The organism is Kribbella sp. NPDC050124 (assembly GCF_044460355.1).
Lineage (GTDB): Bacteria > Actinomycetota > Actinomycetes > Propionibacteriales > Kribbellaceae > Kribbella.
In genome coordinates this window covers 13,736-39,579 of sequence record NZ_JBITJU010000029.1, presented here as the reverse complement: position 1 = coordinate 39,579, position 25,844 = coordinate 13,736, and the positions used below count along the sequence as shown (strand labels likewise).

At 68.9% G+C, this 25,844-nt stretch carries 24 protein-coding genes and 1 riboswitch; of the genes, 10 read left to right on the top strand and 14 right to left on the bottom strand.

Going from position 1 to position 25,844, the window contains the following annotated elements; genetic code table 11:
- Window positions 1-168: 168 nt before the first annotated feature.
- Entirely contained in the window at window positions 169-723 is a 555-nt protein-coding gene (locus ACIBL3_RS40755) for a TetR/AcrR family transcriptional regulator (protein WP_396359344.1), read from the bottom strand.
- 78 nt (window positions 724-801) lie between these two features.
- On the opposite strand from ACIBL3_RS40755, the gene ACIBL3_RS40750 reads away from it, so the two are divergent.
- Entirely contained in the window at window positions 802-1,629 is an 828-nt protein-coding gene (locus ACIBL3_RS40750) for an oxidoreductase (RefSeq protein ID WP_396359343.1), read from the top strand.
- Between the two features lie 22 nt (window positions 1,630-1,651).
- Here ACIBL3_RS40750 and ACIBL3_RS40745 read toward each other — a convergent pair whose 3' ends face one another.
- Window positions 1,652-2,368, bottom strand: coding sequence for a GAF and ANTAR domain-containing protein (locus tag ACIBL3_RS40745; protein WP_396359342.1), 717 nt, complete (start codon window positions 2,366-2,368; stop codon window positions 1,652-1,654).
- A 134-nt stretch (window positions 2,369-2,502) separates the two neighbouring features.
- Between ACIBL3_RS40745 and nhaA the strand changes: the two genes are divergently transcribed.
- Entirely contained in the window at window positions 2,503-4,380 is a 1,878-nt protein-coding gene (nhaA, locus tag ACIBL3_RS40740) for a Na+/H+ antiporter NhaA (protein WP_396359341.1), read from the top strand.
- A 93-nt stretch (window positions 4,381-4,473) separates the two neighbouring features.
- Entirely contained in the window at window positions 4,474-4,947 is a 474-nt protein-coding gene (locus ACIBL3_RS40735) for a rhodanese-like domain-containing protein (RefSeq protein WP_396359340.1), read from the top strand.
- Between the two features lie 3 nt (window positions 4,948-4,950).
- Here the strand turns inward: ACIBL3_RS40735 and ACIBL3_RS40730 are convergent, their stop codons facing one another.
- Genes ACIBL3_RS40730 through ACIBL3_RS40720 form a run of 3 tightly spaced genes read right to left on the bottom strand, consistent with a single transcriptional unit; the run spans window position 4,951 to window position 7,116 of the window.
- Window positions 4,951-5,451, bottom strand: coding sequence for a tetratricopeptide repeat protein (locus ACIBL3_RS40730; protein ID WP_396359339.1), 501 nt, complete (start codon window positions 5,449-5,451; stop codon window positions 4,951-4,953).
- Between the two features lie 17 nt (window positions 5,452-5,468).
- The gene (locus tag ACIBL3_RS40725) at window positions 5,469-5,813 is read right to left on the bottom strand and encodes a DUF1622 domain-containing protein (RefSeq protein WP_396359338.1); all 345 of its coding nucleotides are present in this window, start codon (window positions 5,811-5,813) and stop codon (window positions 5,469-5,471) included.
- Between the two features lie 16 nt (window positions 5,814-5,829).
- Window positions 5,830-7,116, bottom strand: a complete 1,287-nt coding sequence (locus ACIBL3_RS40720; protein ID WP_396359337.1) for an FAD-binding oxidoreductase — start codon at window positions 7,114-7,116, stop codon at window positions 5,830-5,832.
- A gap of 71 nt (window positions 7,117-7,187) precedes the next feature.
- Here ACIBL3_RS40720 and ACIBL3_RS40715 point away from each other — a divergent pair, with 71 nt between their 5' ends.
- On the top strand, window positions 7,188-8,594 hold the full coding sequence (locus ACIBL3_RS40715; RefSeq protein ID WP_396359336.1) for a PLP-dependent aminotransferase family protein: 1,407 nt from the start codon (window positions 7,188-7,190) through the stop codon (window positions 8,592-8,594).
- Window positions 8,595-8,642: 48 nt separating this feature from the next.
- A complete protein-coding gene (locus ACIBL3_RS40710; protein WP_396359335.1) occupies window positions 8,643-9,389 on the top strand; it encodes a GNAT family N-acetyltransferase in 747 nt (248 codons plus the stop codon).
- Here ACIBL3_RS40710 and ACIBL3_RS40705 read toward each other — a convergent pair.
- Window positions 9,379-10,359 (bottom strand): MBL fold metallo-hydrolase, encoded by a 981-nt coding sequence (locus ACIBL3_RS40705; protein ID WP_396359334.1) that lies wholly within the window; start codon window positions 10,357-10,359, stop codon window positions 9,379-9,381. The genes ACIBL3_RS40710 and ACIBL3_RS40705 overlap by 11 nt on opposite strands.
- A gap of 117 nt (window positions 10,360-10,476) precedes the next feature.
- On the opposite strand from ACIBL3_RS40705, the gene ACIBL3_RS40700 reads away from it, so the two are divergent.
- A complete protein-coding gene (locus ACIBL3_RS40700; protein ID WP_396359333.1) occupies window positions 10,477-11,358 on the top strand; it encodes a LysR family transcriptional regulator in 882 nt (293 codons plus the stop codon).
- Entirely contained in the window at window positions 11,355-12,227 is an 873-nt protein-coding gene (locus ACIBL3_RS40695; RefSeq protein ID WP_396359332.1) for a serine hydrolase, read from the top strand. Before ACIBL3_RS40700 ends, ACIBL3_RS40695 begins: the two co-directional genes overlap by 4 nt.
- Window positions 12,228-12,544: 317 nt before the next feature.
- Here the strand turns inward: ACIBL3_RS40695 and ACIBL3_RS40690 are convergent, their stop codons facing one another.
- The 6 genes from ACIBL3_RS40690 to ACIBL3_RS40665 all read right to left on the bottom strand — a co-directional run bounded on the left by ACIBL3_RS40690 (window position 12,545) and on the right by ACIBL3_RS40665 (window position 20,621).
- Complete coding sequence (locus ACIBL3_RS40690) at window positions 12,545-12,934, bottom strand: RidA family protein (protein ID WP_396359331.1); 390 nt, start codon at window positions 12,932-12,934, stop codon at window positions 12,545-12,547.
- Between the two features lie 32 nt (window positions 12,935-12,966).
- A complete protein-coding gene (locus ACIBL3_RS40685; RefSeq protein WP_396359330.1) occupies window positions 12,967-14,076 on the bottom strand; it encodes a hypothetical protein in 1,110 nt (369 codons plus the stop codon).
- Window positions 14,073-14,861, bottom strand: a complete 789-nt coding sequence (locus ACIBL3_RS40680) for a carbohydrate ABC transporter permease (protein ID WP_396359329.1) — start codon at window positions 14,859-14,861, stop codon at window positions 14,073-14,075. Before ACIBL3_RS40680 ends, ACIBL3_RS40685 begins: the two co-directional genes overlap by 4 nt.
- Window positions 14,862-14,956: 95 nt before the next feature.
- The gene (locus ACIBL3_RS40675) at window positions 14,957-15,895 is read right to left on the bottom strand and encodes a carbohydrate ABC transporter permease (protein ID WP_396359328.1); all 939 of its coding nucleotides are present in this window, start codon (window positions 15,893-15,895) and stop codon (window positions 14,957-14,959) included.
- 28 nt (window positions 15,896-15,923) lie between these two features.
- Complete coding sequence (locus ACIBL3_RS40670; protein WP_396359327.1) at window positions 15,924-19,259, bottom strand: pectinesterase family protein; 3,336 nt, start codon at window positions 19,257-19,259, stop codon at window positions 15,924-15,926.
- A gap of 18 nt (window positions 19,260-19,277) precedes the next feature.
- A complete protein-coding gene (locus ACIBL3_RS40665) occupies window positions 19,278-20,621 on the bottom strand; it encodes an ABC transporter substrate-binding protein (protein WP_396359326.1) in 1,344 nt (447 codons plus the stop codon).
- 127 nt (window positions 20,622-20,748) lie between these two features.
- Between ACIBL3_RS40665 and ACIBL3_RS40660 the strand changes: the two genes are divergently transcribed.
- From ACIBL3_RS40660 to ACIBL3_RS40650, 3 genes are read left to right on the top strand one after another with little or no spacing between them, the layout of a single operon-like run.
- Window positions 20,749-22,212 carry a family 43 glycosylhydrolase gene (locus ACIBL3_RS40660; RefSeq protein ID WP_396359325.1) on the top strand — a complete coding sequence of 488 codons (1,464 nt, stop codon included), beginning with the start codon at window positions 20,749-20,751 and terminating at the stop codon, window positions 22,210-22,212.
- Entirely contained in the window at window positions 22,212-24,134 is a 1,923-nt protein-coding gene (locus ACIBL3_RS40655; RefSeq protein ID WP_396359324.1) for a DUF6807 family protein, read from the top strand. Before ACIBL3_RS40660 ends, ACIBL3_RS40655 begins: the two co-directional genes overlap by 1 nt.
- A gap of 41 nt (window positions 24,135-24,175) precedes the next feature.
- Window positions 24,176-24,733: a hypothetical protein gene (locus ACIBL3_RS40650; RefSeq protein ID WP_396359323.1), complete on the top strand. Its 558-nt coding sequence runs from the start codon at window positions 24,176-24,178 to the stop codon at window positions 24,731-24,733.
- Here the strand turns inward: ACIBL3_RS40650 and ACIBL3_RS40645 are convergent.
- Together ACIBL3_RS40645 and thiS are read right to left on the bottom strand one after the other, a co-directional pair.
- Complete coding sequence (locus tag ACIBL3_RS40645) at window positions 24,730-25,503, bottom strand: thiazole synthase (RefSeq protein WP_396359322.1); 774 nt, start codon at window positions 25,501-25,503, stop codon at window positions 24,730-24,732. The two genes, ACIBL3_RS40650 and ACIBL3_RS40645, sit on opposite strands and share 4 nt — an antisense overlap.
- A 4-nt stretch (window positions 25,504-25,507) precedes the next feature.
- The gene (gene thiS, locus ACIBL3_RS40640; RefSeq protein ID WP_360518472.1) at window positions 25,508-25,714 is read right to left on the bottom strand and encodes a sulfur carrier protein ThiS; all 207 of its coding nucleotides are present in this window, start codon (window positions 25,712-25,714) and stop codon (window positions 25,508-25,510) included.
- Window positions 25,705-25,821: riboswitch (TPP riboswitch) on the bottom strand. Its footprint overlaps the gene before it by 10 nt.
- Window positions 25,822-25,844 lie beyond the last annotated feature (23 nt).

Sequence of the window (25,844 nt, the reverse complement as noted above, 5' to 3'; positions counted from 1 at the left end):
GGTTCTGGCCGCACAAGCCCCGGCGTCAAGCTCAACCCCACGGTCCCCAGATGTCCACCAGTGATGGAGACACGTGACCACTGACGGGCGGGGTACCCAATACTTCTTGAAGTATGCACCCGATCAACGAACCGGGCGCCGTTACTTTTCCTATATTTTCGGAACGTTTCAACCGCGTCCGCGAGCGGTGAGGCCGGGGAGGACGAGGGTGAGCCAGCGGGTCCGGACCGCCGGCGGCTGGTCGATCGGAGCGGTCGAGATCAGCAGGTAGAAGTCGTCCACGGTGACGTCGGCGTGCAGGTCGCCGTCCTTCTGGGCAGCCCCGATCAGCGCGTCGACCGCGGCCCGGGCGCGGATCTCGCCGGGGTCGTCGACGGTCCCCGCGCCCAGGGTGCGGGCGGCCGCCTTGACCGCGGCGTCGGTCGCTGAAGCCTCCAGGACGCGCTCGACGAGCGCGGTGATCTCGGCCATCGGGTTGGCGCCGGCCGCGACCCGCGCCTGCGCGGCCTCGGCGTCGTCGGCCACGTGGCCGAGGTGTTCGGCGATCACCGCGGTGACCAGGTCGGTCTTGTTCGGGAAGTGCCGGTAGAGCGTGCCGACGGCGACGCCGGCGGCGGCGGCGATCTCGTCCATCCCGGCGTCCGGCCCGTGCCGGGTGATCTGCTCGCGGGCGGCGTCGAGGATCTTCTGCCGGTTCCGGACGGCGTCGGCGCGCGGACTCATCAGGTCTCCCTTGCAATATCGTGAACCATGGTTCATGATAATCATGAACCAGAGTTCATCTTACTCTCAAGGACGGCCATGACCACCAAGATCGCCCTCGTCACCGGCGCCTCGTCCGGTATCGGCGAGGCTACTGCCCGCAAGTTGCACGGCCTCGGTTTCACCGTGTACGGCGCCGCCCGCCGGGTCGACCGGATGGCGCAGCTCGCCGCCGACGGCATCCGTCCGCTCGCGATGGACGTCACCGACGAGGACTCGATGCGCGCCGGGATCGACCGCATCCTGGCCGAGTCCGGGCGGATCGACGTACTGGTGAACAACGCCGGCTACGGCTCGTACGGCGCTCTCGAGGACGTGCCGTTGTCCGAGGCGCGGTACCAGTTCGAGGTGAACGTGTTCGGCGCCGCGCGGCTGATCCAGCTGGTGCTGCCGGGGATGCGGGCGCAGCGCAGCGGCACGATCGTGAACATCAGCTCGATGGGCGGCAAGATCTACACCCCGCTCGGTGGCTGGTACCACGGCACCAAGTTCGCCCTCGAGGCGCTCAGCGACTGCCTGCGGCTGGAGGTGAAGCCGTTCGGCATCGACGTCGTCGTGATCGAGCCCGGCGGCATCCGCACCGAGTGGGGCGGCATCGCCGCCGACAACCTCCGCAAGGTCTCGTCCGAGGGGCCGTACGCCGGCCAGGCCGAGGTGATGGCCGATTCGATGGACTCGGAACGGGCCGACCGCCGTACGTCGCCGCCCTCGGTGATCGCCGAAGCGATCGCCAAGGCCGTCACGGCGCGCCGTCCACGCACCCGTTACGTGGTCGGCTTCGCTGCCAAGCCCCTGGTCACGCTTCGCCGCATCCTGCCCGACCGGGCGTTCGACTACACCATCACGCGCGCCACCGGCGTCCGCTGAGGTTTGTTGCCGCCTGCAACCGTCAGTGCGGGAGCTTGCGGGTGTCGATGAGCTGCTGGGCGACGTCGCGGAGCTTGGTGTTGGTGTCCTGGGAGTAGCGCTTCAGGATCGCGAAGGCGCGGTCGCCGTCGACGTCGAAGCGTTCCATCAGGATGCCCATCGCCTGGCCGACCAGCTTGCGGGCGTCGACGGCCTGGGCCATGGTCTCCTCCTGCCGGGCCGAGGCGACTGCGACGGAGGCGTGCCGGGCGAGGATGTGGGCGATCGCCTCGTCGTCGGCGCTGAAGGCGTCCGGGATCGGGCTGTAGAGGCCGATGACGCCGACGGTCGAGCGGCTGCCGCCGCCGGTGGCCAGCGGCACATCGAGCGTGCTGCGGACCCCGAGGGCGCCGACCTTCGCGGCCCACTCGGGCCAGCGGTCGTCGGTCAGGGTGTCGCGGATCAGGATCGTGGTGCGCTCGCGGAGCGCGGTGACCAGCGGGCCGGTCTCGGTGCTGAGCTGGAGGTCGTACACGTCGGCGACCACGGGGTCCGTCACTGCCGCGATCTCGGGGCGCGAGCCGCGGGAGTACAGGGCGACGCCGGCATAGGTGCAGCTCAGCGCCTGCAGGGCGAACTGGACGACGGCGTCGACCGTCTCCTCCACCCCGGGAGCGTCGTGCAACTCGATCGCCAGACGCGCGAACGCGTCTGCCGAGGTCACAGCGACATCTTGGTCGGTCAACGGGACTCCAGGCATGCTCGAACCAACGGGCACCCCGTGGCTGGAGTGATCCTCAGGAGACATCATGCAGCCCGCACCCCCCAAACTGTTAGCCGGATCGACCGCCGATTTTTTCTGGGTCCTCGAACCCAGAACGATACAGTGAACGCATGACGGACTTCGCCGGCCTGCTGACTGGACGGACGAGCTGGCGGCGGGAGTTCGCGGCGCCGATGCGCGCCTTCCTGCGGACCGAGGCGGGCAGTTCCGGCGTCCTCGCCGCGGCGATCCTGCTCGCCCTGCTGTGGGCGAATCTCGCGCCCGGAACGTACGAGGACTTCTGGCGGACCGAGCTGTCGATCGGGCTCGGTCACGAGGTGCTCTCGATGGACCTGCGGGAGTGGGTCAACAGCGGGCTGATGACCCTGTTCTTCCTGGTCGTCGGGCTGGAGGCGCGGCGCGAGTTCGACCTCGGCGACCTGCGCGACCGCAGCCGGTTCGTCCTCCCGCTGGCCGCCGGTGTCGCCGGAATGGTGCTGCCGGTCCTCATCTACCTCGCGTTCAACGCCGGCGGCGAGGGTGCGCACGGGTGGGGTGTCGCGATGTCGACCGACACCGCCCTGGCGCTCGGCCTGCTCGCGCTGGTCGGTCGCGGCGTCCCCGACCGGGTCCGGGTGTTCTTGCTTACGGTGTTCGTCGTCGACGACCTGCTCGCGTTGCTCGTCATCGCCGTCGTGTACAGCGAGAACATCAAGCTCATGCCGCTGGTCATGGCGATCGCCGCCTTCGCCGTCGTGGTGGTCCTGGCGGTACTGCGAGTCCGGAAGGCGTGGGCGTACGTCGTACTGGGTGTCGTGACGTGGGCGGCGCTGCTGACCAGTGGCGTCGATCCCGTGGTGGCCGGTCTCGCGATCGGCCTGACGGCGTCGGCGTACTCACCGGGGCGGGAGGAGCTCGAGCAGGCGACTGGGTTGTTCAGGCTGTTCCGCGAGCAGCCGACCCCCGAATTGGCCCGCTCGGCGACGGTTGGGCTGACCGCGACGATCTCGCCGAACGAGCGGCTGCAGTACCTCTACCATCCGTGGACCAGCTACCTGATCGTCCCGCTGTTCGGTCTCGCGAATGCCGGGATCACGATCGACCTGGACTTCCTCGGGCGGGCGTACACCTCGCCGATCACGCTCGGCATCCTGGTCGGGTACGTCGTCGGCAAGCCGGTCGCGGTGTCGGTGGTGTCCTGGCTGCTCACCCGGTTCTCCGGCGGTCGCTACCGGCCGCAGGTCGGCTGGGCGGCGGTGGTCGGCAGCGGCACCATCGCCGGCATCGGGTTCACCGTCTCATTGCTGATAGCAACGATCGCGTTCGAGGGCCCGGCGCTCGCGGAGGCGAAGCTCGGGCTGCTCTCGGCGGTCCTGGTCGCGTCGGGGCTGACCTGGCTGGTGTTCCGCGCGGCCAAGCTGCTTTCCCCGCCGAAGAAGGCGCTGGCGCTGCTCGGCGACGCGGAGCAACTGCTGGACCTGACCGACCCTGTCGATCCCGAGCGGGACCACATCCGCGGGCCGGAGACGGCGTCGGTGACCTTGGTGGAGTACGGCGACTTCGAGTGCCCGTACTGCGGGATGGCGGAGCCCGTCGTCCGTGACCTGCTGCAGGACGACGACCTGCGGTACGTGTGGCGGCACCTGCCGTTGAGCGATGTCCACCCGCGGGCGCAGATCGCCGCGGAGGTGTCGGAGGCGGCGGCCGCACAGGGCGCGTTCTGGGAGATGCACGACCTGTTGCTCGCGAACCAGGAGAACCTGCAGCCCAAGGACCTGCTCGGGTACGCCGAGGCGCTCGGACTGGATCAGCAGAAGCTGCACGACGAGGTGAAGCGGCACGTGGCTGCCGCCCGGGTCGCGCAGGACGTGGAGTCGGCCGACCTGAGCGGGGTGTCCGGGACGCCGACGTTCTTCATCAACGGTCAGCGGCACTACGGTGCGTACGACGTCGAGACGCTGAAGGCCGCAATCAAGGTGGCGCGGGCGCGGGCCAAGATCCAGCGCTGACGGTATTTTGTGGTACTGGGGCATTTCTGCCACTGTTGCCCCGGGTGCCGGTGACCGACGCTGGTGGCTCCGCTGATCGAGAAGGAGCCCCGCATGTCCGTTGACCTGCACACTTCAGCTGTTCTGCAGACGCCCGCCGCCGACCGGGACGCGGCGGTGGCGCACTTCGCCGGGCGGCTCACGTTCGAGGCAGACGTGTCGGACGTGGCCGCGGACATCGGTGCCGGCGTGACCGGGTGGGTCCTGGTCGACAGCCGGAGTCAGGAGAGCTGGGACCAAGGGCACGTCCCCGGTGCGATCCACCTGCCGACGCGCGAGATTGCCGCCCGCGCGGCGTCCGTCGTACCCGAAGGCGTCACCGTCGTGACGTACTGCTGGGGTCCGGGCTGCAACGGCGCGACCAAGGCGGCGCTGGAGTTCGCCAAGCTCGGCTACCCGGTCAAGGAGATGATCGGCGGCTTCGAGTACTGGTCCCGCGAAGGCCTCCCAGTGGAGACCGCCGCGGGGATCGAACGCCGCGCCGCCGACCCGCTCACTGCACCGCTGGGGATCGCCTGCGCCTGCTGAGCCTCAGAGGTTGGCGAGGTAGTCGGCGTTGCCGCGGATGGCCGCCTCGTAGCGCTTGATCTCGGGCGTTCCGAGGCGGTCGGCGATGACCAGGAGGAGAGTGGCGAGCGCCTTGTCCTTGTGACCGGCGGCGTGCAGGGTTAGCGACTTGAACACCCGCAGCGAGTCGGACTCGGGGAACTCGGCGCACGCGGTCTTGAAGATGCCGAGCGACTCGTCGAAGCGGCCGAGGTTCCGCAGGGTGCTGCCGTACTGGAGCAGGCACTTGCGCCGGGTCTCGCCGGTCAGCCCGGGCAGGGCGCGCTCGTAGTACACGACCGCCTGCTCCTCCTGGCCGTCGGTGTCGTACGAGCCGCCCACCTCGTACAGCACGTACGGGTTGTCCGGGTGCTCGGTGAGCAGGTTCAGGAAGAAGTCGATCGTCGGCTGCATGTTCGCCCGGTCCCGCCGGTTGAACGCCTCCTCGATCGTCGCCGCCAGTTCGGGCGTCAGATCGGTTGTCACAACTCCATCATGCCAAGTCACTCGGTACGGCGTTGCTGCCATGGCCAGGCGCCGGAGATCTCGACCTCGAGGGCGAAGCTGAGGACGGTGCGGATGGCCACGATCAGGGCGAGGATCAGGACGGTCTCGAGAGAGGTGTCGACGATGATCGTGCGGATGATGTCGCCGACGATCAGGATCTCCAGGCCGAGCAGGATCACCCGGCCGAGGTTGACGCGCAACTGCTCGTAGCTGCCGCCGCCCTTGCGGAGGACGTCGTAGGCGTAGCGGATCAGGACGACGGCGAGGCCGATCGCCATGATGACCACGCCGATGCCCTCGATCACCCGGGCCACGTCGGCGAACACCGACTCGAAGTCCACTCCCCAGGAGTACCAGTCAGGCCGCGGTCTCGCCGGTCGCCTCGCCGGGGCGGATGTTCTGGTTCAGGTGGAACACGTTGGCCGGGTCGTACGCCGTCTTCAGCGCGGTCAGCCGGGCCAGCTTGGCCGGCGGGAAGGCGCGGTTGATCGGGTCGCCGTTGAGCGTGTTCAGGTAGGCGCCGCTCGCGTACGGCGCCAGGCCTGCCGCGTACTCGCGGAGCTGGGCGATCCGGGTCGCGTCCTCGGCCGGGTCCTCCCAGCGGGTCGCGGTGACGAACTCGAACAGCGTGTCCCGGTGGCTGAAGGCCGCGTCCTCGTCCGGTACGTCGGCGATCGCACCGCCGTACGCCTGCAGGCTCGCGGACACGCCCGGGGTGTTCAGCAGTGCGCGGATCGCGTCATCGGGCAGCGACTTGAAGTAGTGGCCCTTCCAGTAACGCCGGTAGCGGTGGCCTTGCACGTTGTCGTCGCGGCTCTGCAGCGTCAGGTACGACATCTCCTCGACGTGCTCGTCGGCCACCGGACCAAGCGCCCGGAAGGCCGGCAGCAGCTGGTCCCCACCCTCGCCGATCCACACGTAGCCGACCGTCACGCCGTCGGGAGTCACGTTCGCGGTGAACGTCGCCTGCCGCGGCGCGGTCGCGTTGAGCTCCCGCCATCCCCGCAGTACGTCGAACCCGGCGGCCATCGGATAGGTGAACTCGGCAACCAACGCCCGGGTGCCGACCTGGTGCAGCCGGAACTCGAACGACGTGACGATGCCGAAGTTCCCGCCGCCACCGCGAAGTCCCCAGAACAGCTCGGCGTTCTCGTCCGCACTCGCCCGAACCACCGAGCCGTCCGCGGTGACCAGCTCGTACGACGCCACGTTGTCGCAGGCCAGGCCGAACTGCCGGGCCAGCCAGCCCATCCCGCCGCCGAGCGTCAACCCGCCGACGCCGGTGTGCGAGACGTTCCCCGCGGTCGTCGCCAGGCCGAACTGCTGCGCCGCCTTGTCGAGCTCACCCAGCAACGCCCCGCCCTGAACCCAGGCCAGCCGTCGCTCCGGATCGACCCGGACCGCGTTCATCGGGGTCAGGTCGATCATCAGCCCACCGTCGGGTACGGCATGGCCGGCGATGCTGTGGCCGCCGCAGCGGACCCCGATCTCCAGGCCGGCCTCCCGGGCGAACCGGACCGCGGCGACGACGTCGGCGGTGTCGTGGCAGCGTGCGATCGCGGCCGGGTACCGGTCGATCATCGCGTTCCAGACGCTCCGGGCCTCGTCGTAGCCGGCGTCGCCGTTCTGCAGCAGCGTGGTCATCGTTCCCCTCCTGGATTCTCGGTCTTCCACCACCCTGACAGCGCAGCGGTACTCCGATAAGGTCCAGTTGTGTGAGCCGAAACAGGACCAGTTCCGGCGCCGGTGAGCTGCTGGTCGAGCTCCGCCGGGACGCCGGAGTGCCGCTGCACCAGCAGCTGGAGAAGGCGATCCGGGACCGGATCCGGCAGGGCCTGATGCGCGCGGACACGGTGATGCCGTCGACCCGCGCGCTCGCCCAGGACCTCGGGCTGTCCCGCGGCGTCGTGGTCGAGGCGTACCAGCAACTGGTCGCCGAGGGGTACCTGGTCAGCCGGGGTGGCGGCTACACCCAGGTCGCCGACATCGCGATCGTCGAGGCCTCGACGATTCAGACGGCGGCGAGCGGTCCGCCACGGATCGACTTCAAGTACAGCCGGCCCGACGTCTCCCAGTTCCCGCGGGCCGCCTGGCTGCGCTCGATCCGGAAGGTGCTGAACGAGGCGCCACACCTGAGCTTCGCCTACCTGGACGGCCGCGGCGCCCTCGAGCTCCGGCACGCGCTGTCCGACTACCTGAACAGAGTGCGAGGTACGGCGGCCCGGCCCGGGAACATGCTGATCAGCAACGGGTTCGCCCAGGGCTCGCGGTTGCTGCTGCAGGTCCTGGCGAAGCAGGGGTATCGGCGGCTGGCGCTCGAGGACCCGTCCGACAACGAGCTGCGGGACGTGGCCACGGCGGCTGGGCTCGAGGTGGTCGGCGTACCGGTGCTGGAGACCGGCATCGATGTCGGCGCACTCGATCAGTCCGGGGCGGACGTCGTACTCGTGACGGCTGCGCATCAGTTCCCGACCGGGGCGGTGGCTTCGGCGGAGACGCGGGCTGCGCTGGTCGCGTGGGCGGCGCGACGAGATGCGCTGATCATCGAGGACGACTACGACGCGGAGTACCGGTACGACCGGGAGCCGATCGGTGCGGTGCAGGGCCTGGCGCCGGATCGGGTCGCGTACGCCGGGACCGCGAGCAAGACGTTGGCGCCGGGGCTCCGGCTCGGCTGGCTGATCCTGCCGGACCGGCTGGTCGAGGGCATGTCGGCCGCGAAGCTGGTGGACGATCGCGGATCGCCGGTGCTGGAGCAATTGGCGTTCGCGGACTTCGTCGCGCGGGGTGAGTTCGACCGGCACCTGCGCCGGATGCGGCCGCGGTACCGGCTGCTCCGGGACACGCTCGTCGACCGGCTGGCGGAGCGCTTGCCGGAGCTCGTCCCGGTCGGGGTGTCGGCCGGTCTGCATGTGATGACGTGGTTGCCGGACGGGTTGTCGGAGAAGGCTGTGATGGCGGCCGCGCTGGAGCGAGGCGTGGGGGTCTACGGCTTGGCGCCGTACTGGATGGCCGGGGACGGACCGGCCGGGCTGGTCTTCGGGTACGGCGGCCTGACCGCGAAGGCGGTTGCCGAGGGCATCGACGTGCTGGCGGACGCGGTCTCCGGACTGGATGAATAACTATCCAATCACTTGCAAGTTGATTCGGCTGGTCCTACGCTGGGTGGAGTGATCAGTGCAGCTCGCATCGACAGTCTGATGAACCAGGGCTGGCCCGCCGAGGCCAAGACGGAACTGGACGGCTGGGTGATCCGCCGCAACGGTGGCGTGACCCTGCGAGCGAACTCGGTGCTGCCCACGAGTACGCCGTTCGACCTCGGCAAGGCGTTGGATTACGTCGAATCGCTGTACGAGGCGCACGGGATCACGCCGTCGTTCCACGTCAGCCCGGCGGCGCAACCGGCCGACTTGGACGGTCAGCTCGAGGCCCGGGGTTACACGGTGCGGAACCAGACCCTGGTGCAGTGTGCCGAGGTGGCCGACGTGCTCGATCGGCTGCCCGAGGTGCCGACCGACGTGAATATTTCTGCGGCGCCGGACGACGACTGGATGGACTTCTGGTGGTCGATCGACGGGCGCGGCGGCGACGCCGGGAAGCAGGCGACCGCGCGGGGCATCCTCAACCGCGGCCCAGCGCTGTACGCCGTGGTGCCGTCGAGCGGCCCGATCACGGCGATCGGCCGGCTCGCGCTGGTCGGCGACTGGGCCGGGTTGTACTGCCTCGCCGTCGACGAGCGCTTCCGGCGGCAGGGGCTCGCGCTCGCCGTGATCCGCGCGTTGTTGCAGGAGGCAACGACGCGCGGGGTCCGGTACGTCTTCCTGCAGGTCGTCGCGGACAACGAGCCGGCCCGGGCCCTGTACGACCGGCTGGGCTTCCGGACCGTCTCGCAGTACCACTACCGGGTCAAAGCGTGAGCTTCTCCAGGTGATCCAGGACGACGAACTCCGCGCCGGCGGTCTCGACCGAGGTGCGGAGCTTCGTCAGGTCGGCCCAGGGCACGGACGGCTTGTCCAGCGGCTGGTCGAAGTCGTCCCAGTGAGTGGCGACGACCTTCTGGACCGGCTTGATCGTGCGCAGCAGCCGGTCGGTGATCCCGGGTTCGCCGCCGGGAGCCGCGAAGACGACGTCCACCTGCAGGTCGCGGAGTGCATTCGGGTCGAAGTTCGCCGTACTCAGGCTGAGGATGCGGACGCCGCCGATCGTGATCACGTACGCGAGCGTGCCGCCCTCGAGCAGGTCCTCGATCACGCGCGGGCGCGGTGGGACGCCGTCGAGGCGGTAGCCCGGGTAGGCGTAGGTGTGGTGCCTTCCACTGCACGAGTGCAGGGACGGGAAGACCTCGACGGTGAAGCCGGCGAACGGGAGGTACTCGCCGCCGCGGACGGGTGACAGCAACTCGGCCGGGGTGCGCATGGCCTTGAGCATGTTGACGTGTGACTGCGTGCCCAGCACGGTGGCCTGGGTCTTCTTCGCGACGTACGGCACGTCGGCCATGTGGTCGTAGTGGCCGTGGTGCACCAGGATCGCGTCGGCGGTGGAGATGTAGCGGTCGATCACGTCCGGCTTGATGACGAGCTTGGTCTTCGGGTCGGCGCCTTCGGGGGTGAACGTGCCGGTCTTGAACCGGGTGATCCACGGGTCGGTCAGCACGATGTGCTTGCCCGAGCGGATCTGCCAGGCGTGCGTGCCGAGCCAGGTGAGTTCGACCGGCTGCCGCTCCCCGGCCTCGTCCGCCGCCGCCTCGTCCGCCGCCGCGTTGGCCGCCGCCGCGTTGGCCACTGTCGCCCCACCTGTCGCGGCCTCGCCGCGGGTTGCCACGCCCACGACTCCGGCGGCGCCGGCTGCGGCCGCCCCTGTGATGATCCCTCGTCGACTCACCTTCACGCTCTCTCCTCTCGCCGGAACTGAGTCCTCAGTCAAGGCGAGGCAGTTGGAGAGTGTCGAATATGCTCTTGCGCATGTGTCGATTGCCTGGTGATATCGCTGCAGGTCAGCTGGGTCATGCTGACTGAGCGACATCTGCAGATCTTCATCGCGCTGGCCGAGGAGCAGCACTTCGGCGATGCCGCGCGCGTCGTCGGCATCACCCAGCCGCCGCTCTCCCAGGGGCTCCGGCGGCTGGAGGCGCTGGTCGGCGCGAAGCTGTTCGAGCGCGGCCAGGGCCGGGTCGAGCTGACGCCCGCGGGTGCGGCGTTGCTGCCGTACGCGCGGCGCGCGCTGACGTCGATCGAGGAGTTGCACCAGGCAGCGGTCGCACGGGATCCGGAAGGGCCGGAGATCCGGCTCGGGCTGGCTCCGGAGGTTCCGCCGGCTGCTGGTGCCGCGGTCGCCGCGGCTTGTGGTGCGGCGATCCCGGGGAGCCGGGTGACGGTGGTTTCCGCGCCGACCAGCTCGCTCGTCGGCCAGGTGTCCGCGGGCCGGCTGACGTTGGCCGTCGTACTGCATCCCGCCGTACTGGACGGGCTCGAGGCTGGGCCGGTGACGTTGGTGCCGACGTGGGCGTTGGCGCCGGTGTCGGTGGTGCCGGATGACGGTGCAGAGGTCAAGCTGCGGGAGTTGGGCGGGTTGCCGGTGGCCGTTCGGTCGCGGGCGGAGGCGCCGGCGGCGCGGGATCTGTTCCTGGACACGTTGGCGTTGCATCGGCCCGATGGTGGGACGGTCGTGGTGACCGACGAGCGGGCCGGGTTGGCGATGGCCGCGGCGGGTCAGGCGATCGTCGTGACCGCGGATCCTTCGCTCACGGCGCCGGGTGTCGGGCGGCATCTGATTGTCGACAATCCACTCCCGCTGCGCTTGCGATTGGTGTGGTCCAGGACGCGTACGCCGTTCCTGCGACCGGCTGACGTGATGGCTCGGCTGACGGATGCGCTGGTGGTGTCGTGAACGCGCGGATCCGGGCGGTGTTCGAGGACGCCGGGGTGCGCGGCTGGCTGCACGCGGTCGCGCTGGACGCGCCCGAGTCGGCGGTCGAGGTGGACGCGGATGGCGTCGTACCGATGGCGTCGGTGTACAAGCTGCCGTTGCTGGCCGGGTTCTGCCGGCTGGTGGATCTCGGCGAGCTCGATCCGTTGTCGAGGGTGACGTTGGATCCAGCGGATCGCACGCCGGGACCGACCGGGCTGTCGGCGCTGGCGGATCCGGTGACGATCTCGCTGCGCGATCTGGCCTTCTCGATGATGACGGTGTCGGACAACGCCGCCGGGGATGAGCTGCTCGGGTTGGTCGGGCTACGGCGGTTGGCCGAGCTACTGGAGTCCTTCGGCCTGCAACGGACCTGGGTACGGCGGGGGACCGAGGGGAGCCTGCGTGATCTGCAGCGGCGTACCGGGTTGAACGATCCGGATGCGGCGCTCGCCGTACTGGCTGACAACGACCGGACCGACCCGGCGGGGGTCTACGAGGCGGCGAACGCATCGGCGAGCAGTCCGCGCGACATGACGCTGCTGCTGCGCCGGCTGTGGGCGGGCGAGTTGCTGTCGGCTGCGCAGACCGAGTTCGTGCAGGCGACCATGCATCGGCAGGTCTTCCAGCACCGGATGGCGTCCGGCTTCCCGCACGACGGCGTACGCGTCGCCGGGAAGACCGGAACATTCGGTGCACTGCGTCACGAGGTCGGCGTGGTCACGTTGCCCGGCGGCGCCGCCTTCGCGATCGCCATCTACACGCTCGCCGCCCGCGGCGACTTCCGCCAACCCCGCGTCGACACTGCCATCGGCGAAGCCGCCCGCCTCGCGGTGGACCTACTGCGCTAGTGCCGCGGCAGTCGGTCGTAACCCCAGCCGTGCAGAGCCGCCCCGTCGGCCCCGACCCCCTGTGGGCCCCTGTGCTGATCTCGCCCCCTGTGGTGGGTCAGCCAACCAGAGTGCGGGTTAGCTCACCGGATTCTGGTAGGCCCACCACCCCTGCGGTGGGCTGACCCACCACAGGGCGCGGTTCACAAGCGGCAACGGGTCGGGTGGATCCTGCGGATCGGCCGCCGCCACCCAAACCTGGCGGGTTTTGCGGCATATGCGCCGAAAACCCTCCGACATCGCGCCGTTGCCTGAAACGGCGCTTGTACACAACGTGGTCAGACGACTGCGTAGGCCTCGATTTCGATGAGGGCTTCGGGTTTGAACAGCGCCACCACCTGCACCGCCGTGCTGGCGGGCGGATTGCTGGTGTCCACGTACTCGTCCCGCGCCGCCCGAATCGCCGGCAGGTAACTGATGTCGGTCACGTAGAAGTTCAGCTTCACCACGTCGGCGAACGTAGCTCCAGCCGCCGTCAAACAAGCATCCAGATTCGCAAACACCTGCCGCGCCTGCGCCCCCGGATCCCCCGCCCCGACAAAGTTGCCCTCAGCATCCAACGCCACCTGCCCCGCAATGGCCACCCACTGCCCCGCCCCAGTCACCACGTGGCTGTACCCATTCCCCGCCGCAACCCCATCCGGCTTCGGGAAAGAAAACTTGCTCAAGACGTCCTCCCGGCTAGTAGTCGGCCCCATTCTCACCCCGCCGCCGACCAACCCGCGAAGAAGTTTCCCACCGCCTGCTGCATCTCGCGGTCGAAGCGGTGGGGGCCGGGGAGGAAGTGGGCTTGGTAGGTGCCGGGGCCGTAGTGGAAGTGTTCGGTGAGTTCGCGGTCGGCGGCGAGCATGCCTTGGGGTGGGAAGAGGTTGTCGTCCTCGGCGTAGACGACGAGTTGGTGGTGGCGGGCGCGGCCGGCGGTGAGGGTGGGGTGGTCCAGCTCGCGGGCCAGGCCAGGGGTGGTGAACAACCAGGAATGGGCATCGAAGTACGCCGGGAGCAGTGCGTCGAACGTGGTCATCATGCAGACGATCGCTGACGCTTGGATGCTCGGGTCGAGGGCGGTGAGGGTCGCCGAGCGGCCGCCACCGCCGGAGAAGCCGAAGACGCCGACCCGGTCCTCGTCCACCTCGTGGAGCCCGCGCAACACGCTGAGCGCGACCAGGTCGTCGTACGCGACCATGCCGGCGAACGACGTACCGAGCAGGCCTGCCGCCTTCGCGACGGTGTGCTCGTGGTGGCTCGCGGCAACGTCGTACCACTCGTCGTCACCAGGGGAGTGGTCGGCGGCCAGCCATGCCGTCTCGTACGTCGCCATCACGTCGCGCAGCCGCCACGGCAACGGGTCGAGCCCGAAGCGCCGCGATCCCCAGGCGAACGTGTCGTGACACAGTACGGCGAACCCCGCCCGCGCCAGCGCATTCGCGACCGCCTGTCCCTCGTAGAGGTCGTCCCGAAGCCTGACAGCGCCGGCGCTCGGTGATGGAGTCTCGACGAGTCGCTCGGCGCCGATCGCCTTCACACCGGCATGGCAGTGCAAGCCGAGCAGGCCGGGTGCCGGCGAGGTGTCGAGCGGGCGCAGCAGCCACGCCCGGGTCGGCGGGCCGAACGGGTTGTTCCACTCGAGCGCACTCCCGCGCACATTGTCCGATTGCCAATCGTCGACAATCCGCACCTCCGGCCGCTCGCCAGGATCCGGTACGCCGAGCAACCCGGCGACCCTGGTGGTGAGCTCGTCCCCGGTCAGCGGGGAGGCTTCCCGGACGAAGCCCGGCCAGTCCTCGTAACCACCCAACGCACTCGGTCTCAACCCTTCACCGCTCCCGCCGACAGGCCCTGGACCAGGAACTTCTGCACATAGGCGAAGACAAGCACAACGGGTACGACGGCCACCACGCCACCCGCCGCCAGCGCGCCGAAGTCGACGCTGTACTCGCCGAGCATGTAGCTGAGCCCGACCGGGATGGTGAACTGGTCCTGGTCGTTGAGGAACATCAGCGCGAAGAGGAAGTTGTTCCACGAGCCGATGAAGGCGAACGAGCTGATCGCCACCATCCCGGGTCGCAGCAACGGCAGCACGACGGTGAGGAACCCGCGCAGCCGGCCGCAGCCGTCCACCCAGGACGCCTCCTCCAGCTCGATCGGGATGTTCCGGATGAACCCAGCCATCATGATCAGCGACAGCGGCAGCCCGAACACGGTGTCGGCGACGACGATGCTCCACGGGGTGTTGATCAGCCCGATGGTGCGGAAGATGTCGAACAGCGGGATCAGCATCATCGCGCCCGGGATGAACTGCGTGCACAACGTCATCACCATGAACGCGCCCCGGCCGCGGAACCGGAACCGGGCCAGCGCGTACCCGCCGAGCAGCGAGAGCACCGTGGTGCCGAAGAGCGTGAACAGCGCGATGATCACCGAGTTCTTGAAGAACACCGCGAAGCCGGCGCCGTTCCAGACGGTCGCGTAATGCTCGAAGGTGATCGGCCACGGTACGACGGAGGTTGATCCGGCTGGGCGCAGGCTGAACAGCAGGATCCAGTAGAAGGGGACGAGGGTGAAGAGCAGGTAGAGCGCGAGCGGCGCGTAGATCATCCACCGCGGCGAATGCCGATTGTTCGGCTGCCTACGATCGGATTGTCGACGATCGACAGCCGCGGGTCGCTCAGTCGGCGCTTCGAGAACAGTCGTCATGCTTGGTCCTCCCGGCCGACGCGGGACAGCTTGAGGTAGGCGATCGAGAAGATCGCGAGGATCAGGAACGCCGACACGGTGAGCGCGGAGCCGTAGCCGAACTCCTTCGCGTCCACTGCCATCCGGGCGACGTACAGCGGCAACGTCATGGTCGCGTTGCCCGGCCCGCCGCCGGTCAGCGTGTAGAGCAGGTCGACGTTGTTGAACTCCCACACCGCCCGGAGCAAGGTCGACAAGACGATCGCGTTGCGAAGATGCGGCAGCGTCACGGACCAGAACCGTTGCAGCCGACCCGCGCCGTCGACCTCCGCGGCCTCGTACAGATCCTGCGAGATCGTCTGCAGATCGGCGAGCAGCAGAATCGCGAAGAACGGCACCCCGCGCCACAACTCCGCGAGTACGGCGGCCCAGAACGCCGACGTACCGTCGATCAGCGGGCTCTCGCCGTAACTGCCGATGCCGAGGTCGGCGAGGTACCGGGAGAACCCGGTGGTCGGGCTGTAGATCAGCAACCAGATCGTCGTCGTCAGCACGCCGGCCACCGCCCACGGCGAGAAGACCAGGGAGCGCGCCAGGCTGCGGCCGACGAAGGTCTCGTTGATCACCAGGGCCAGGCCGAGCCCCAGCACCAGCTGGAGCCCGACCTCGACGACGACCCACTGGGTGGTGAAGCGCAACGAGTCCCAGAACATCTCGTCGTTCAGCATGTTCTGGTAGTTCTCGAAGCCGATGAAGCCGTTGCTGCGCGGCTTGGTGACGTTGTACTTGAACAGCGAGTAGTACACGACACTGCCGATGGGGTAGAGCAGGAAGATCGCGACGAGCACCAGCGTCGGCGCCAGCAACGCGTACGGCGTCCAGCGCTCTCGCGGTCGCCGCCGGACCGCCTTGTCCAGCTTGTCCGGCGGCGCCGGATCAGCCTGCAGAACTGCCATCGTGGAATCTCCTTGTCGATGCGGGGTTTCAGTCGCCGTCGACCGGGCGCCACCCGTCGGACCCGGCCAGCCAGGCGGACCGGTTCGCCGCGGCGGCTTCTTCCGGCGTGAGCTGCGGCCGCCCGTCACCGGTCGCCGCGCCCGGACCGGTGTTGCGGTACTCGGCGAACCGCGCGTCCCGCCACGACCAGCCGCTCATGTCCGTCCAAGCCGGCGTGCCGATGTGCGCGCCCAGCCACGAGTCGCGTACGACGACGCGCGGGTCGGCCCCAGGGTCGCCGCTGGGATGCCACGGGCGACCGAGGAAGACCGTGCCGGCGGCGGCATCGGACTCGAAGCGGCTGTGTTCGATGAGGTAGCCGTGCGGGTTGCTGTCGACGGTCGCGGCGGCGGTGACGTACCCGTTCACCGGTTGGCCCCGGTTCACCGACCTGATCGTGCTGTCGGTGATGACCGCCTTACCGCGACCGTAGATGAAGTCGACGTCGCCCTGGATCAGCGAGTCGGTGATCCAGGTCCGGGCGATCGCCTCCCGGTTCGGGGTGTCGAGCAGCAGCGTGTCCTGGTTGCCGAGCAGGCGGACGTTGTCCAGGCGGATCCGGTCGCCGGCGGTGCTCAGCGCGATCGCCTGGCTGGGGAAGTTGGCCTGCTCGTCCCAGCCGTTCTCGACGGTCAGGTCCTCGATCGTGACGTCGTCGCCGAGGATGCCGAGCGTGGCCGACCCGGTGTGGCCGAAGGTGCCGCCGTAGAACTTCTCCTGGCCGGCGGCGAGGTCGTAGGTGACGACCACGTCTGCCGGGTTGCCGGTCGCGCCGCGGATGGTCAGGCCGTCCTGGAAGGCCCAGATCCGGACGATCTCGCGGTAGACGCCCGGCTGCACGACGATCGTGACCGGGCCCTTGCCGCCCACGGTTGCCACGGCTGCGCCGATGCTGCCGAAGTCGCCGGTGCCGTCGAGCGCGACGGTGACCGTGCGGCCGTAGGTGCGGTCCTTCGTGGTCGGACCGGCGTACTTGCCGACGAGGTTCGGCACGGTGCTCGCGGCGTCCGCGGTCGAGGCGTAGTACGTCGCCGGGTCGAACGCCGTACCGACGTTGTCGCGGCGGCCGCGGATCGCGTTGAAGACATTACTTTTGCTGACAATCTGCGACGCCGGGTCCTTCGCGACGATCGGGTCCTCGCCGTCGGAGTAGTAGTTGCTCTCGGCCACGACCTTGGCGGCGCCGCGGGACATCGTGCCGTACTGCCCGAAGCCGCGGAACCAGTTGTTGTAGACGTGCGCGGCCTCGACGTTGTCGATACTCGCGTTGCGCTGGTAGGTGTTCGAGAACCAGTTGTGGTGCATGGTGATCTTGGTGATCACGTTCGAGGTCCAGCCGACGCCGACGGTCTTGTTGTGCGCGCTGAACACGTTCCACGACAGCGTCACGTAGTCGGAGTCCTTGCGGACGTCGACCAGACCGTCACCGAGCCGCTCGAACGTGACATGGTCGATCCACACGTGGTGCGCGGTGTCGAGCCGGATCCCGTCGTTGTCGTTCTCGGGCGACTTGCCGTCCCAGTCGCCAGGGATGTAGGAGTCGCGGATCCGCAGGTTACGGACGACGACGTTGTGCGTGCCGTTCAGGAACAGACCGCCGCCGACGAGCTCGGCCACGGTGCCGGCGCCGACGATGGTCTTGTTCGAGGCCACCGGGATCTGGGTGCCGAAGGGGATCCGCAGGCTGCCGCGCACGACGATCACGAGCGGCTCTTCGGCTCCGGCGTACCGGGTCAGTTCCTCGGCGGTGCCGGCGACCACGATCTTGCCGCCGAGTCCGCCGGTGGTGCCGTTCGGGAGCTCGGTGGTCGGGATCGAGGCCATGCCGGTCGCCTTCGCGGACCAGACCGGGCCGTCGGCGGTTGCCGTGGCTGGGGCGTTCATCAGCTCGAGGAGCTGCTTGTCCTGGTCCAGCCGGCCCGCACCCGCCCACGCGCCGACCAGGGCGGGAACGCTCGGCGCGGGGTCGATGCGCAGGTGCGGGCCGGAGCTTCCGGACACCGTCGGCAGCAACTGGTCGTCTGGGTGCGCGGCGTTGTAAGCGTCGAGTACGGCGGTGGCGCGACCGTTGACCCAGTTGCCGGACTCGGTGATACCGGTGCCGCCCCAGTCGTAGATGATGCGCTCCGGCGTGACGCCCTGGAACCAGTTGCTACGGGCAATAATCGAGGACTCGACGCCGACGCCCCAGGAGTACTGGTAGCGGTCGGGGTCCGTGACCTTGTAGAGGTTGTTGTAGACGTGCGCCTGGCCGAAGCGGACCCGGGGGCCGCGCTGCACGAGGTCGGTGAGCTCGTTGTGGTGCATGGTCACGCGGAGCTTGCCGCGGTCGGCGACGACGCCGTCGCCGTTGCCCCAAAGCAGTGACTTGTCGTGGCCCTTGAGCTTGTTCCAGGAGATCGTGACCAGGTCGGCCTGGCGGACCACGTCGAGCAGCCCGTCGTGGCGGAGGAACGGTTCGCCGAAGTACTTCGGCTGCTCGGTGTCGACGGTCTCGCCGTCGTCGAGGGTCAGGTGGTCCAGCCAGACGTTGGTCGAGCGGCTGACCACCACGTTGTCCCACTCGGTCTTCCAGGTCTCGCCGTTCCAGCCGGGGTAGCAGTCGTACGCGTCCGAGATCCGCAGGTTGCGGACGATCACGTTCGCGACCGACTCGATGTTGACGACGAACCCGGTCAGCTGGGCGTCACTCAACCCGATCAGCGTGGTGTTGGCGCCGACGTTCAGCTTGACCCGCTCAGCCTGCCTGGCCGACGACGCTCTCCGCGCCTCCTCCATGGGCCCACTCGCCGGCCCACTCCACCGCACCGGGTCGTAGGTCTGGAGGTAGTCGGCCAGGCTGTACGGCGCGACGTCGTACTCAGCACACCCGATCGCCCGCCCGGCATCAGTCGTATTCGCGTCGAGCTTCCCGACCACCTGCACGATCTTCGGCTCGTCCCCACCCACAGCCGCCCGCAGTTCAGCAGCCGTCCGAACCTGCACGACCCGCTGCGCGGCGGCCCCACCGGTAGTACCAGATCCCACCGAAGCCCACCCATCACCAGAGGGGAGGGTCTCGCGCGAGGGATCACCGAGGGTGCCGGCGCCGAGCTGGTCGCCGGAGCCGGCAGCTTGCTCCGCGGCTGCCGTGCCCCCGGCGCTGTCGACGGCTGTTGCCGCCTGGGTGGTGTTGGTGCTGCTGATTCCGTTCCCGCCTGCGATCGCCCCCGGGGCGATCGCAGGCGGTGTTGTGAGGGTCAGGAGGGTGGTGGCGACCAGAAAGGTGGTGCGGAGGGTGGGCGGCATGCGGGGCTCCTTGGTGAAGAAACCGGTTTCTGACATTTTCTGAAGGTTGTGGGCTTACTTGCCGGCTTTGAGGGAGCTGTCGTACTCCTGTTTCGCGGCCTCGAAGCGGGTGGCGTACTTGTCGGCGAACGCCTGTGCGGTGAGCTGCTTCTGGAGGACCTTCTGGAAGTCGGCCTCCATCTCGGTCTTGAGGATCTTCGACCAGTCCGGCAGGTACGTCGGCAGCTGCAGGTACTGCGTCTTCGGGTTCTTCGACGTCTCGACGATCGCCCGCAGCGGCTGCGACTGCTGCACCCACGGCGCCTTCGCGGCCTCGGTGTTCGCCGGCACCTGGCCGACCGCCTCACACCACTCCGAGTTCGCCGTCGTGCTCATGTACTCGACGAACCTCCACGCCGCCGCCTTCTTCTCGCTCTTCGCGAGGATCCCGAGCCCGGAGATCGCCGGCGCGGTTGCCGTGGTCACCCCGTCCGCGTTCGGGAACGGCTGGACGCCGGCCACGTTCGCCGGGCCGAGCGCCTTGAAGTGATCCTGGGTCGAGCCGAGGTTGTGGTGCGTCGCCCACGCGGACCCGCCGTCGAAGGCGGCAACGATCTTCGCGTAGTCGTTGGACAGATCGGCCGGCGCGCTGACGGTCCCGTAGAGCCCGACGTACCGCTCGAGCGCCTTCACCGCCTCCGGGTCGTTGAACGTCGCCTTCCCGTCATCGGTGAAGAACTTCCCGATCCCTGCCTGGCCGTACGTCATCGCGAACATCGGCGGCATCGACCCCGGACCGCCGCGGAACGCGAACCCGAACCTGTTCTTGTCCTTCTCGGTCAGCTGCTGCGTGACCGCGAAGAACTCGTCGTACGACGTCGGCTCGGCGATCCCCTTCTGCTTCAGCCAGTCGGTCCGGTACCAGATCACGTCCGACAGCGCGCTCAGCGGCGCCTTGTAGAGCTTGGAGTCGGCCGAGTTCCGCCGCTCGTTGCTGATCATCGTGGCATCGACCTTGCCGGTCAGTCCGGACTTCTCGTACGCGTCGTCGAGCGTGACCAGCGCGTTCTGCGCGATCAGGTGCGCGACGTCGTTGCCGATCAGGAGTACGTCGGGGATCTCGCCGGAGGCCAGCGCGTTGTCGACCTTCTGCAGGTACGACGAGTTGGGCAGGCCGACGTACTCGACCTTGATGTCGGGGTTCGCGGCGTTGAACTCGCCGATCAGCTTCTCCCACTTCTTGGACAGCGCCGGATTGGCGTTGGTGTCCCAGAACCGGACGGTTCCCTTGGCCTCGCCCCAGTCGTCGGGGTTGCTCGCGGCCTGCTCGCCGCCGCCGCTCGTCGGGCCGGCACAGCCCACGATCGCCAGGGCGGTCACCGCTGCGACCGCCGTCCGCAGCCAACCTGTGCGCCTCATCTCGTCCTTCTCTCCACGCCGGAACAGTTGAAGAAACCGGTTTCTTCATGGGAAAGTAACACAGCGCCCCGGGCTCGCAATAGGGTTCGGAAGGCGGTTTCCCGATCGGAGGGCGAGAGCTGTGTACGTGAACCCGGTGCTCGATGCGGACTGGCCGGACCCGGACGCGATCCGGGTCGGCGCCGACTACTGGCTGATCGCGTCGAGCTTCAACCGGGCTCCCGGTCTCCCGGTCCTGCACTCACGCGACCTGGTCTCGTGGACGCTCGTCAACCATGCCCTGCGCGAGGTCCCGCCGGTCGAGCACTTCCGGATCCCGCGGCACGGAGGTGGGGTCTGGGCGCCGAGCATCCGGCACCACGACGGGCGGTTCTGGATCGTCTACCCCGATCCGGACCACGGGATCTTCGTGCTCAGCGCCGTGGATCCGGCCGGCGCCTGGTCGGAGCCGCAACTGCTGCTGGCCGGCCGCGGGCTGATCGACCCGTGCCCGTTGTGGGACGACGACGGCCGCTGCTACCTCGTGCACGGCTGGGCGAAGAGCCGGTCCGGGATCAAGAACCGGCTGACCGTCCGCGAGGTCTCACCAACCCTCGACCGGGTGATCGGACCGGCCCGGACGGTGATCGACGGCGACGAGCTGCCCGGGTACACGACGCTCGAAGGACCCAAGTTCTCCAAGCGGGACGGGTACTACTGGATCTTCGCGCCGGCCGGTGGCGTCGCGACCGGATGGCAGTCGGTGTTCCGGGCCCGGTCGCCGTACGGTCCGTACGAGGATCGCGTCGTACTGGCGCAGGGGTCGACGCCGGTCAACGGGCCGCATCAGGGGGCGTGGGTGGACACGCCCGACGGTGCCGACTGGTTCCTGCACTTCCAGGATCGCGGTCCCGTGGGACGCGTCGTCCACCTGCAGCCGATGAAGTGGGTCGACGGCTGGCCGGTGATCGGCAACGACGGTGAGCCGGTACTGCGGCATCCCAAGCCTGGTGTGCATCGTGAGCCCGAGCGGAGCGATGCCTTCGACGGCCCTGAGTTGTCGAAGATCTGGCACTGGCAGGCGAACCCGCGACCGGAGTGGTACGACGGTCCGAAGGACGGCTCTCTGCGGTTGGCAATGCTCCCGGACGACGACGGCGATCTGCGGAATCTTCCGCAGGTGCTCGGTCAACAGTTGCCCGGTCACCCGCGCCGGTTCGAGACCTCGGTCCGGCTCGACGGCGGCGGTCCGGGGGCTCGCGCGGGTCTCGTCGTACTCGGCCAGAGCTATGCGTGGATCGGTCTGCATCGCACTCCGACCGGAGTCGACCTCGTCCTGCGGCAACGCGGGACCCTGGATGAGGACGTCCTGCATCACGTTCAGCTGGAGGCGCCGTACGTCGAACTCGCCGCCGACGTCGATGACAATGCGCTGGTGCGCTTCTCGTATCGGACCGGCGGCGAATGGGTCGACGCCGGCGTTTTCCAGGCCGTCGAAGGCCGGTGGATCGGGGCCGAGGTGGGGCTGTTCGCGGCGGCGCCGCAAGGCACGATGGACGGAGGCGGGGCTGTGTTCGGCCCCGTCCGGGTCACCGAGCGAGAGACGGCGTGATGGGCAGGACACCGAAGGACTCGATCACGATCGCCGACGTCGCACGCGCGGCGGAGGTGTCGCGGGCGACCGTGTCCCGGGTGATGAACGGGCGACTCACCGTCGCGCCGGACATCGCCGAACGCGTCCGCGCCGCTGCCGACCGGCTGAACTACCGGCCCAGTGACCTCGCCCGGAACCTGTCCCTCGGCCGGACGAACATGGTCGCGCTGGTGGTGCCGGACCTCGGCAACCCGCTGTTCCAGCAGATCATGCGCGGGATCACGAACGCCTCGGCGGCGGCCGGGTACCGGGTGCTGGTCGCCGAGACGGACGAGGACCCGCTGGCCGAGGCGGACATCGCGATCGAGGCCCGGAGCCGGTGCGACGCGCTGATCCTGGTCTCGCCGCGGCTGGCGGAGGAGCGCCTGCTCGAGCTGCTGCCGGACGTGAAGCCGGTCATCCTGGTCAACCGCCAAGGGCCGCCCGACGTCGCCTCGGTCGGCGTCGACTTCGGTCGCGCGGTGCGGATCGTGGTCGACCATCTCGTCGGTCTCGGGCATCGGCGGCTCGCCTACCTGGCCGGTCCGGTGGGCAGCGCGTCGAACACGGATCGCCTGCGGTCGCTCGAGATCGCCGAACGCGAGATCCCCGGGCTGGAGATCGTCCGGTTCGAGTGCGGCTCGTCGATCGAGGACGGGTACGGCGCGGTCGAACAGGTGCTGGATTCACACGTCACGGCGGTGGTCGCGTTCAACGACCTGGTCGCGTTCGGTCTGCTGGCCCGGCTCAACGAGGTCGGCGTCGCCGTACCCGCGGACCTGTCGGTGGCCGGGATGGACGACATCGGGTTGTCGCGGTTCGCCGTACCGTCGCTGACGACGGTTCGGGTTCCGCAGCAGGGGATGGGGGAGCTGGCCTGGCGGCGGTTGTACGCCGAGATCGCCGGGACCGAGGTGGATCTGGACGGCGTACCGGACCTGCGGCTGGCGTTGCGGGCGAGCACCGGGCCGGTTCCGCAGGCGACGCGGTTGCAGGCGGACGCGCCTCGTGGGCGGGTCGGGCCGGTGCGTTGGCAGCAGCAGGGGGACATCTTCGTGCTCGGGTCCGAGTCCGGGCTGCTCGCGCACTACGAGTTCGGCCGGCGGATGCCGCAGGTGCACTCACCACGGCCCTATTTGCATCCGGTGCGGACGCTCGGCGGTCATCCGCTGACCGAGGTGAGTCCGGTCGACCACCGGCACCACTACGGCGTATCGCTGGCAGTTGCCGGAGTCAACGGAACGTCACACTGGGGCGGCCGTACATTCCTCCCCGGACGTGGGCCGACACTCCTGACGAACCACGGCCAGCAGCGCAGCCGCGGAGTCACCGTCGACGACGGGCCCGGCAACTCGCTGACCGACGAGATCACCTGGTACGACGAACAAGGCCGCCCGCAACTGGTGGAACGCCGACAGCTCAGCGGCTCGCTGGCCGAAGGCGGCTGGCGCCTCGACTGGAACAGCGTCCTCAACGCCCGCTACGGCCCGATCCGCATCGACAGCCCGGCGACCGCCGGACGCCCCGGCGCCGGGTACGGCGGTATCTTCTGGCGACTGCCGTCCGCCGAGAACACCGTCGTACTGAGCGAGGCCGGTGAAGGCGCCGACGCCGCCTACGGATCCCTCAGCCCCTGGCTGGCTTTCGTCCAGCAACGCGGCGACACCGTCACCACTCTGCTCCTCGCCCAACCCGCCGACGTCCGTCCCTGGTTCCTCCGCTCCACCGACTACGTAGGCGCCGGGCCGGCGCTGGCCTGGCAAAGCGCCCTGGCCTTGCAACCAGACCAGGAACTTCAGCTCAGCCTGTCGGCCCTGCTGCTGGACCGCTCGATCGACCTCACCGAAGCCCCGGAACTGGCCGCGCGCCTTGCTGGGCCGTCGGAAGCGGGCCTACGGTGAGGTGAATCGCTCTGGGGGAGCACGAGAGCGAGGGGGATGTCATGGCACGTCGTTGGTTGCTACCGCTGATCGCCGTACTGATCGGCTTGCTCACAGCCGGTGTCGCTCAGGCGGCGCCGCCGTACACTCATGAGCGCTACTCCGGCTCGGACTCGTTCGACGACACGATCTGCGGCCTCGCGGCGCACTTCGACGTCGAGTTCAGCGGGGTGGTGACGATCCGCACCGTGAAGGGCTCGGACGGTCAGGCTTTCCTGGCCCACGACAACTATCTGACCGTCGAGACGGTCACCAACCCGGCGAACGGCCAGCAAATCGTGATCCGTGCCAACGGGGTCTTCCTCGAACAGCACGCCACGCACGTGTCCGGGAACATCTGGCGGTTCGAAGCCCGCGATGCCGGCACCTTCACCATCACCGACCCAGCCGGCCATCGCTTGCTCCGGGACCGAGGCGTTGTGGTGCTCGGAGCCGTGTTCGACACACTCGGTGACAGTCAACCGGGCGGTGTGCTGGTCGTCGAAGACCCACCCGTGTTCCACGGTCCCCACTCCGACGACGCCACCTTCTGTGGTGTCGTGCTGGACCAACTGACTTAGAAGGTCGGCAGGCCGGTCACTGGCGAGGAGGCTTGGGCTGAGTGCCAGCGGCGGGGGACTCGGCCTGCCAGGCGGGCGGCTCGGCCTGCGTTGACTGCGTCTCGCATCGCGGCGGCCATCAGAGCGGGCTTCTCGGCCCGGGTGACCGGCGTGGCGAGCATGACGGCGGCGCAGCCGAGCTCCATGGCCAGCGCTGCGTCACTCGCCGTACCGATGCCTGCGTCGACGATCACCGGGACGCTCGCCGCCTCGGCGATCAGCGCGATGTTGTGCGGGTTCCGGATGCCGAGCGCGGACCCGATCGGTGCGGCCAGCGGCATGACCGCCGCGCACCCGGCCTGCTCCAGCCGGCGCGCCAGGATCGGGTCGTCGTTCGTGTACGGCAACACGGTGAAGCCGTCCGCGACCAGCGCGTCGACGGCGTCCAGCAGTTCGATCGGATCCGGCATCAGCAAGTGGTCGTCGGCGACCACCTCCACCTTGATCAGGTCGGTCTGCAACGCCTCCCGGGCGAGCTTCGCGGTCAGCACCGCCTCGGCTGCGGTGTGGCAGCCGGCCGTGTTCGGCAGCACGTCGATGCCGTGCTGCTTGAGTACGTCGAGGATCGAGCCCTCGTGGCCGGTGCCGAGCCGGCGCATCGCGACCGTGGTGAGTTGGGTGCCTGAGGCAAGCAAAGCCTCTTCCATCACCTCGAGGTTCGCGGCGCCGCCGGTCCCCATGATCAACCGCGAGGTGTACGTCCGGCCGCCGAGCTCCAGTGGATCGTCCATGTCTTCAACCACCCTGGACGGCACTGACGATCTCGACCCGGTCGCCGTCCGTCAGCGTCGTACCGGCCCACTCGTCGCGGGTCAGCACGGTCTGGTTCACCGCGACCGCGATCCCGGTCTCGCGGTCGGAGTACTCCCGGACCAGCTCGGCAACGGATCGATCCGGCGGGACCGTCGTCGCCTCGCCGTTCACCCACACGTCGTACGCCATCGCGTCCTCCCTACGCCGGCATTACCCGATACAGGTTCAGCGGTCGGCGACACCCTGGTCAGTCGCCCTCTCAGCCCACTCTGGCGTGAGCTCCCGCGGCTTCCTCGACGATAACCACCGCACCCCGCCG

Excerpts from the sequence above, each read along its gene's own strand:
- ACIBL3_RS40755 (WP_396359344.1), bottom strand. The coding sequence starts at position 723 with ATGAGTCCGCGCGCCGACGCCGTCCGGAACCGGCAGAAGATCCTCGAC.
- ACIBL3_RS40750 (WP_396359343.1), top strand. The coding sequence starts at position 802 with ATGACCACCAAGATCGCCCTCGTCACCGGCGCCTCGTCCGGTATCGGC.
- ACIBL3_RS40745 (WP_396359342.1), bottom strand. The coding sequence starts at position 2,368 with ATGCCTGGAGTCCCGTTGACCGACCAAGATGTCGCTGTGACCTCGGCA.
- nhaA (WP_396359341.1), top strand. The coding sequence starts at position 2,503 with ATGACGGACTTCGCCGGCCTGCTGACTGGACGGACGAGCTGGCGGCGG.
- ACIBL3_RS40735 (WP_396359340.1), top strand. The coding sequence starts at position 4,474 with ATGTCCGTTGACCTGCACACTTCAGCTGTTCTGCAGACGCCCGCCGCC.
- ACIBL3_RS40720 (WP_396359337.1), bottom strand. The coding sequence starts at position 7,116 with ATGACCACGCTGCTGCAGAACGGCGACGCCGGCTACGACGAGGCCCGG.
- ACIBL3_RS40700 (WP_396359333.1), top strand. The coding sequence starts at position 10,477 with ATGCTGACTGAGCGACATCTGCAGATCTTCATCGCGCTGGCCGAGGAG.
- ACIBL3_RS40680 (WP_396359329.1), bottom strand. The coding sequence starts at position 14,861 with ATGATCTACGCGCCGCTCGCGCTCTACCTGCTCTTCACCCTCGTCCCC.
- ACIBL3_RS40675 (WP_396359328.1), bottom strand. The coding sequence starts at position 15,895 with ATGGCAGTTCTGCAGGCTGATCCGGCGCCGCCGGACAAGCTGGACAAG.
- ACIBL3_RS40670 (WP_396359327.1), bottom strand. The coding sequence starts at position 19,259 with ATGTCAGAAACCGGTTTCTTCACCAAGGAGCCCCGCATGCCGCCCACC.
- ACIBL3_RS40665 (WP_396359326.1), bottom strand. The coding sequence starts at position 20,621 with ATGAGGCGCACAGGTTGGCTGCGGACGGCGGTCGCAGCGGTGACCGCC.
- ACIBL3_RS40655 (WP_396359324.1), top strand. The coding sequence starts at position 22,212 with ATGGGCAGGACACCGAAGGACTCGATCACGATCGCCGACGTCGCACGC.
- ACIBL3_RS40650 (WP_396359323.1), top strand. The coding sequence starts at position 24,176 with ATGGCACGTCGTTGGTTGCTACCGCTGATCGCCGTACTGATCGGCTTG.
- ACIBL3_RS40645 (WP_396359322.1), bottom strand. The coding sequence starts at position 25,503 with ATGGACGATCCACTGGAGCTCGGCGGCCGGACGTACACCTCGCGGTTG.
- thiS (WP_360518472.1), bottom strand. The coding sequence starts at position 25,714 with ATGGCGTACGACGTGTGGGTGAACGGCGAGGCGACGACGGTCCCGCCG.